Here is a 7026-nt window from a genome sequence, read left to right as displayed (position 1 = left end):
CGACGGCGCATTGATCGTCAACCGTGAATTCATCTCCGACGACGCGTTGATCATCAACCGTGAATTCATCTCCGACGGCGCATTGATCGTCAACCGTGAATTCATCTCCGACGACGCGTTGATCATCAACCGTGAATTCATCTCCGACGACGCGTTGATCATCAACCGCGGATTCATCTCCGACGGCGCATTGACCTTCAATCGTAGGATGGGTGGAGCGCGGCGAACCCCTGCATAAGAACGGCAACGCCAATCGCGCGCAACCCATCATGTGGGCATGTACCGATGCTGCCGCCTTATGTGCATGATCGGCGTCATGCGTGATGGGTTACGTGCGGCATGCGTCCGCGTGCTCGGGCCTACCGGAACGCACTCCACCCATCCTACGGAGCACGGTCAGCATCATCACGACGCAAGACACCGCGTAAGCTCCCAAAGGCCGCCCGCGCGGCCGGCCGGGAGCGGGCACCGCAAGATCATCCACCACCCCACCGCGTGGAGAAGAACCCTACGCAAACCGCCCGCCCCAGCTGACGTCAAATTGCACCTGACAGAGCCCGGCGCGTCGGTGGCCGGTGGGGCGCGGGGCGTCGATAAGCCCGAGGGAATCCGAAGAAACTGCCAAAGGCAGTGACGAGGATGACGACGGGGGAGTCCGGAGCGAAGGCTCCGGACCGCAATCGTTGACCCGCGCCCCACCGGCCACCGACGCGCCGGGCGCCTCAAGAACCCACCCCGGCACCCAGCCCCCCCCTTCCCCTTAATGCCGAATTTCAGCCAAGAACTTCTGCGCCCGCGCCGTCCCCGGCCGAGTAAAGAACCCTTCCGGCGTCCCGGTCTCCACAATTCTCCCCGCATCCATGAACCACACCCGATCCGCGACTTCCCTTGCGAATCCCATTTCGTGCGTCACGCATACCATCGTCATTCCGTCTTTTGCCAGGCCCTTCATCACCTGAAGGACCTCGCCGACCATTTCCGGGTCCAGCGCGCTTGTCGGCTCGTCGAACAGCATCACGGGCGGGTTCATCGCCAGGGCGCGGGCGATGGCGACGCGTTGCTGCTGGCCGCCTGAGAGTTGGGCGGGGTAGGCGTCGGCCTTGTGGGTGAGGCCCACGCGTTCCAGCAGTTGCAGCGCTCGGTCACGGGCCTCGGGACGGCGGGCGCGTTTGAGCTGCAGCGGGGCCAGCATCAGGTTTTCCAGCACCGACAGGTGCGGGAACAGGTTGAACTGCTGGAACACGAAACCGATGTGGCTGCGCAGCTGGTCCAGGTGGACTTTCGGGCCATAGATGTCCTGGCCGTTCACCTCGATCACGCCCTCCTGGATCGGCTCCAGACGGTTCACCGTGCGGATCAGGGTAGATTTACCCGACCCCGAGGGACCGCACACGACGACCACCTCGCCCTGCGTCACCTGCTCGGTCACATCGGCCAGCGCCTGGTAATCGCCGTACCACTTTTGCACTTGGGAAAATCGGATCATGTCGGCACCACTTTGGGGGCAGCCGCAAGCCCGGCGCGCCGCCTGCCGATACGTCGTTCGGTCAGGTGCACCAATGAGCTCAGGCCAAAATTCAGGATGAAATAGGTCAGCGCCAGCAAGCCGAACACTTCGAACGGCTTGGTCAGCAGCACGCTGTTGATCTGATTCGCGGCGTAGGTCAGTTCCTGCACGCTGATCACATAGGCCAGCGACGTTTCCTTCACCGTCGACACGAACTGGCTCAGCATGCTGGGCAGCATGTTGTAGAGCGCCTGGGGCAGAATCACGCGCCGCATGGTCTGCAGGTACGACAAGCCCAGCGCGCGGCTGGCTTCCTGCTGGCCCGGAGGCAGCGCCTGGATGCCGGCGCGGATGATTTCGGCCAGATAGGCGCTTTCGTAGCAGACCAGCGCCACCACCATCGTCGTGGTGCCCGCGACGGGCCGGCCAATGATGAGCGGCACGAAGAAATAGGCCCAGAAGATGAACATCAGCAGTGGCAGGCCGCGCACCAGATAGACCACGGCCGAAGACGGCCAGTAGAAGATGCGATAGGGGCTGATGCGGCCCAGCGCAAGCAGCACGCCGCACGGAAGCGCCAGCGCCAGGCTTATCGCGGCCAGGCCCAAGGTGGCGACCAGGCCACCCACCGGCCCATGCGGGTACTGCCCGATCAGCAGCAGCAGCCAGTTGTCTTTCAGGATGTCCCACATGTCAGCGCGCCCCCAGCGGACGGTAGCGTCGTTGCAAGAGCGCGCCGCCGCCCATGATGATGAACGACAGCACCAGGTAGATGACCGTCACCACGGCATACGCCTCGAAGGTACGGAACGTGTAGTTTTCGACCTCGCGTCCGGCGGCGGTCAGTTCCGTCACGCCGATCGCCATCGCCAGGCTGGTGTTCTTCAACAGCAGCAGGGTCTGGTTGAGCAGCGGCGGAATCGCGATGCGGAAGGCCTGCGGCAAGATGACCTTGCGCATGGTCTGCAAAAAGCTCAAGCCCAGCGCACGCGACGCTTCGACCTGGCCCGGCGCAATGCCGCGCACGGCGCTGCGCAGGTCTTCGCAGATATAGGCCGACATCACCAGCGAGATCGCGATGCACGACATGATGAATTCGCTACCGTGGCTGTTGAGCCAGTCGGTCGCGAATTGCGGCAGTAGCGCCGGCACGCCGAAGTACCAGAACAGGATGTGCACCAGCATGGGCACGTTGCGGTGAAACGCGACGTACACCGCGATCACGCCATTGGCCACCGGCGAGCCCGTCAGGCGGATCACCGCCAGCAGGCTGCCCACGAAAAACGCCAGTATCCAGGCCAGCCCGGCCAGCGCCAGGGTGGTGACGAACCCCCTGAGCAGCCATGCCGGATACTCGCCCTGGAAAATGGCGTTGAAGTCGAAAACGTAGTGCATCGAGGCAGGCTCCAGCGCGCGCGGCGCGTCAACCCTTGATGGCTTCGATGCGGAAGTCGCGCTTCATGTTGAATTGCGTGCCGGCGCCGAACCATTTGTCGAACGTCTTGGTGGCCTGGCCGGACGCTTCCATGCCGTCCAGCACCTTGTTCACCTGGTCCAGCATGGCGGTGTCGCCTTTGCGCACGCCCATGCCCCAGGGTTCGACAAACAGCGCGGGCTCCAGGATCTTGACCGGCACGGCGCTGGTGGCTGCCTGATGCTGCAGCTTCACCAGCATCAATTCGGAGCCGACAAACCCGCTGACCTTGCCCTGCTGCAAGGCCAGGAAGGCGCCGCTGGGGTCTTTGAACGTCACGGGATCGACATTGGGGATGTTCTTGCGCGCGCCCTGCTCTGACGACGAACCGCGCACGGCGCTGACGCGCTTGCCGGCCAGGTCGGCGGGCGCCTTCAGGTCTTTTTCCGAATCGCGCGCCAGGATCTTCTGCAGACTTACGAAGTGCTGGTGCGAATAATCGATCTGCTGCGCGCGCTCCGGGCTCCAGCCCAGATTGGCGGCGACGACGTCGACACGGCCGGCGATCAGTTCGGGGATGCGGGCCTCCACGGCAATCAGCTTCAGTTCCAGCGGCACGCCCAGGCTGTCGGCAACGGCCTGGCACATGTCCACTTCGTACCCCACGATGGCGCGGGTCTTGGGATCCTGGAAGCTGAAGGGCTCGGCCGTGCCCATGGTGCCGCAGATGAATTTGCCGCGCGCCTTGATGTCCTGCACGGTATCCGCATGCGCGGCGGGCGCCAGCGTGGCGGCCAGGCCGAGAGCGGCGGCGAAAGTGGCGATGGTGGTCTTCATGGTGTTTCCCCTTGGAATATAAGTATGGGCACGGCGGATGAAACGGGCATTCAACAAACGGGCTTTAAAAAACGGACGGTCAACGCAAGGCGGCGCAGGCCTCGTGGATGCGGCGGCAGCCTTCTTCGATGTTCTCCATGGACGTGGCGAAGCTCAGGCGCAGGTAGGGCGACAGGCCGTAGGCAGCGCCGTCCAGCACCGCAACGCCGGCCTCGTCCAGCAGGTACATCACGACGTCCAGATCGGTCTCAAGCACGCGCCCGGCCGGTGTCCTCTTTTTCAGCAGGCCGTCGACGGAGGGATAGACGTAGAACGCGCCCTGCGGCTGCGGGCAACGGATGCCCGGCACGGCGTTCAGCAGCGCAACGATGCGGTCGCGGCGTTGATGGAACACCGCAGCAGCCTCGCCGACGCAAGACTGGTCCGCGGTCAGCGCCACGCGCGCGGCCGATTGGCTGATGGCGCTGACGCAGCTGGTGCTTTGTGAAATCAACGTGGCCATCGCCTTGATCAGCGGCTTGGGTCCGCCCGCGTAGCCCAACCGCCAGCCCGTCATCGCATAGGCCTTGGAGACGCCGTTGATGGTGAGCGTGCGGGTGGCCAGCGCGGGGACCACTGCGGCGGGCGAAGCATGCCGCGCCTGGCCGTAGGCCAGGTGTTCATAGATTTCATCGGTCATCAGCCAGACGTGCGGATGGCGCGCCAACACCTCGCCCAGCGCCCGCAGTTCGTCCGCGCCGTACATCGCGCCAGTCGGGTTGCTGGGCGTATTCAACAGCACCCACTTGGTGCGCGGCGTGATGGCGGCTTCCAATGCCTGGGGCGTGAGTTTGAAGCCGTCGGCTTCCGGGCAGGCCAGCACCACGGGCGTGCCGTCGTTGACCAGCACCATGTCCGGGTATGACACCCAGTAGGGCGCGGGAATGATGACTTCGTCGCCGGCCTGCACGGTGGCGGCCAGCGCGGTGAAAATCAACTGCTTGGCGCCCACGCCGACGATCAGTTCATCCAGCCCGTAGTCCAGCCCGTTCTCGCGCTGGAATTTGGCACGAACGGCTTCCAGCAACGGCTTGGCGCCGGTGGACGCCGTGTAGCGGATGTCGCCGCTGTTCAAGGCGTCGATGCCGGCCTGCACGATGTGGGCGGGCGTGGGCAGATCAGGTTCGCCGACGGTGAAATCGACGATGTCGCGCCCTTGCGCGCGCAACTGGTCGACGCGCGTCTTGGCGGCCATGCTGGGTGACGGCTTGATGGCGCGCGCCCGGTCGGCCAACAACAGGGTGCCGTCGCCGCTCATGCCAGCCCCTTGGCGGCAAAGGCGGCCTGCATCCAGCTTTGCGTCCTGCTGCCGCCCGCGATCTCGGCCATGATGCGTTCTTCCTTGGCGGCGTGCGCGTGCGCCGCGGCGATCAGGCTTTCCGCCTCGCTGGCCGCGAAGCTGACCAGACCGTCTTCGTCGCCCACCAGGATGTCGCCGGGATGAATCACCTGGCCGCCGATGGACACGGGCACATTGACTTCGCCCGGACCGTCTTTGTAGGGCCCACGGTGGATATGACCGCGCGCATAGCAAGGGAAGCTGTCGGCCTCGAACGCGGCCACGTCGCGGATCGCGCCATCCACGACCACGCCGGCGCAGCCATGGAGCTGCAGGTAGCGCTTCATGATTTCGCCCAGCACGGCGTTGGACAAGTCGCCGCCCGCGTCCACCACCAGCACGTGGCCGGGCTGGATCTGCATCATCGCCTTGTAGATCATGAGGTTGTCGCCCGGACGGGTCTTGACCGTCAACGCGGTACCCACCAGCTTGCCGCGGGCGTTGTAGCGGCGCAGGCCCGAAATGCCTTCGCGGCGCGCCAGGTTGTCGCTGAGATGAGGCGTGACAATGCCAGCCAGCGCTTCAAGGATGGCGGCGGAAGCGACGGGGGACGCCGGCAATTGGCGTGCGCCGGTAAGGATAGTGGCCATGACGATCTGCAAATTCCTGAGTCGAAAGCCGCCGCAGGCCCGGAACGTTGTCCCGGCCCCGGCCGGCCGGGAGATGAGTCAGATCGCATGGTGCGAGCTTTTCGGTTTGGGAAAAAGGGATTAAATTTCCACGAACCTCATCGCTTTTAGGAATATAAGGGTTAGCCCTTAGCGAAATTTCGGAATGAACCTGACCCTGGGCAGACCCGCCGCATGCTGACTTTCAAACAAATCGAAGCCCTCTACTGGACGGTCCGCCTGGGCACGTTTTCGGCGTCGGCGCAGAAGCTCCACACCACGCAATCGGCCATCACCAAGCGCATCCAGGAGTTGGAGGCGGACTTCGACGTGGCGCTCTTCGACCGCTCGGGCCACCGCGCGGAACTGACCGCGCGCGGCCACGAGGTTTATGCGCTGGCCGAAGAAATGCTGGGCCACCGCGACCGCCTGCTGGTCCGCCTGAAGGGCCAGCACACCCTGACCGGCACTTTCCGTTTCGGCATCACCGAGATCACGGCGATGACCTGGCTACCCGCCCTGATCCGCCTGTTGCGCGCGCACTACCCCCGCATCACGCTGGAACCACACATCGACCTGGGCGCCGACCTGCTCAAGCGCCTGCAGGCCGGTCAGTTGGACATGGCGTTCCTGCACGGCGAATTCGCCGAGCCGAATTTGGAGGTAGTGGCGCTGCAGCGCCTGGAATTCGCATGGATGGGCAGCCCCGACATGATCGACGCCAGCCGCATCTACACCCCCGCCGACATCGCGCGCCTGCCGCTGCTGCGCCAAAGCCGCGAGTCGGGCCTGAACATGATCTACGACGGCTGGCTGCGCCCGCATACGCCCGACAGCAACATCTTCACGATCAACAGCCTGATCGCGATGGCCGGCCTGACCGCCGCGGGCTTCGGGGTAAGTTGCCTGCCCAGGGACTACTTCGCGGACATGGTGGGCAAGCGGCAACTGGTGATCGCGCGGACCAGCACGGCGCCCCCTCAATCGGTCTACAGCGCCATGTTCCGACGCGACGCAGACGTAGCGTTTTGTGAAAGCGTGGCGGAGTTGGCGGAGAGTTGTTGCGAGTTTTCTGGGGGGTGGCAGTAAGGGGTGTGGGGGTGTGGGTCAGGCCTGGGTTGAGTTCTTGAGACGCCCGGCGCGTCGGTGGCCGGTGGGGCGCGGGGCAACGATTGCGGTCCGGAGCCTTCGCTCCGGACTGCCCTCTCGTCATCCTCGTCACTGCCTTTGGCAGTTCCTTCGGATTCCCTCGGGCTTATCGACGCCCCGCGCCCCACCGGCC

8 protein-coding genes are annotated in these 7026 nt (G+C 64.6%); 2 read left to right on the top strand and 6 right to left on the bottom strand.

Annotation, left to right across the window (positions count from 1 at the left end; genetic code table 11):
* On the top strand, positions 1-238 hold a 238-nt coding region (locus tag ACI0FO_RS29295; protein WP_416032077.1), incomplete at its 5' end, for a hypothetical protein.
* 522 nt (positions 239-760) lie between these two features.
* Here the strand turns inward: ACI0FO_RS29295 and ACI0FO_RS29290 are convergent.
* From ACI0FO_RS29290 to ACI0FO_RS29265, 6 genes are all read right to left on the bottom strand, one after another.
* A complete protein-coding gene (locus tag ACI0FO_RS29290; RefSeq protein ID WP_416032076.1) occupies positions 761-1486 on the bottom strand; it encodes an amino acid ABC transporter ATP-binding protein in 726 nt (241 codons plus the stop codon).
* Complete coding sequence (locus tag ACI0FO_RS29285; protein ID WP_183015399.1) at positions 1483-2199, bottom strand: amino acid ABC transporter permease; 717 nt, start codon at positions 2197-2199, stop codon at positions 1483-1485. Before ACI0FO_RS29285 ends, ACI0FO_RS29290 begins: the two co-directional genes overlap by 4 nt.
* Before the next feature lies 1 nt (position 2200).
* Positions 2201-2902 (bottom strand): amino acid ABC transporter permease, encoded by a 702-nt coding sequence (locus tag ACI0FO_RS29280; protein WP_416032075.1) that lies wholly within the window; start codon positions 2900-2902, stop codon positions 2201-2203.
* Between the two features lie 28 nt (positions 2903-2930).
* Positions 2931-3758, bottom strand: a complete 828-nt coding sequence (locus ACI0FO_RS29275; RefSeq protein WP_416032074.1) for an ABC transporter substrate-binding protein — start codon at positions 3756-3758, stop codon at positions 2931-2933.
* Between the two features lie 79 nt (positions 3759-3837).
* The gene (locus ACI0FO_RS29270) at positions 3838-5055 is read right to left on the bottom strand and encodes an aminotransferase class I/II-fold pyridoxal phosphate-dependent enzyme (RefSeq protein WP_416032073.1); all 1218 of its coding nucleotides are present in this window, start codon (positions 5053-5055) and stop codon (positions 3838-3840) included.
* Positions 5052-5726, bottom strand: a complete 675-nt coding sequence (locus tag ACI0FO_RS29265; protein WP_416032072.1) for an RraA family protein — start codon at positions 5724-5726, stop codon at positions 5052-5054. The genes ACI0FO_RS29270 and ACI0FO_RS29265 overlap by 4 nt, the downstream gene beginning before the upstream one ends.
* Before the next feature lie 213 nt (positions 5727-5939).
* On the opposite strand from ACI0FO_RS29265, the gene ACI0FO_RS29260 reads away from it, so the two are divergent.
* On the top strand, positions 5940-6833 hold the full coding sequence (locus tag ACI0FO_RS29260; RefSeq protein WP_416032071.1) for a LysR family transcriptional regulator: 894 nt from the start codon (positions 5940-5942) through the stop codon (positions 6831-6833).
* Positions 6834-7026: the final 193 nt, after the last annotated feature.

The sequence above is a fragment of the Achromobacter marplatensis genome, assembly GCF_049060505.1.
GTDB classification, from domain to species: domain Bacteria; phylum Pseudomonadota; class Gammaproteobacteria; order Burkholderiales; family Burkholderiaceae_B; genus Achromobacter; species Achromobacter marplatensis_A.
Note: the sequence above shows the minus strand (reverse complement) of the source record. Positions and strands in the feature narration are given on the sequence as shown.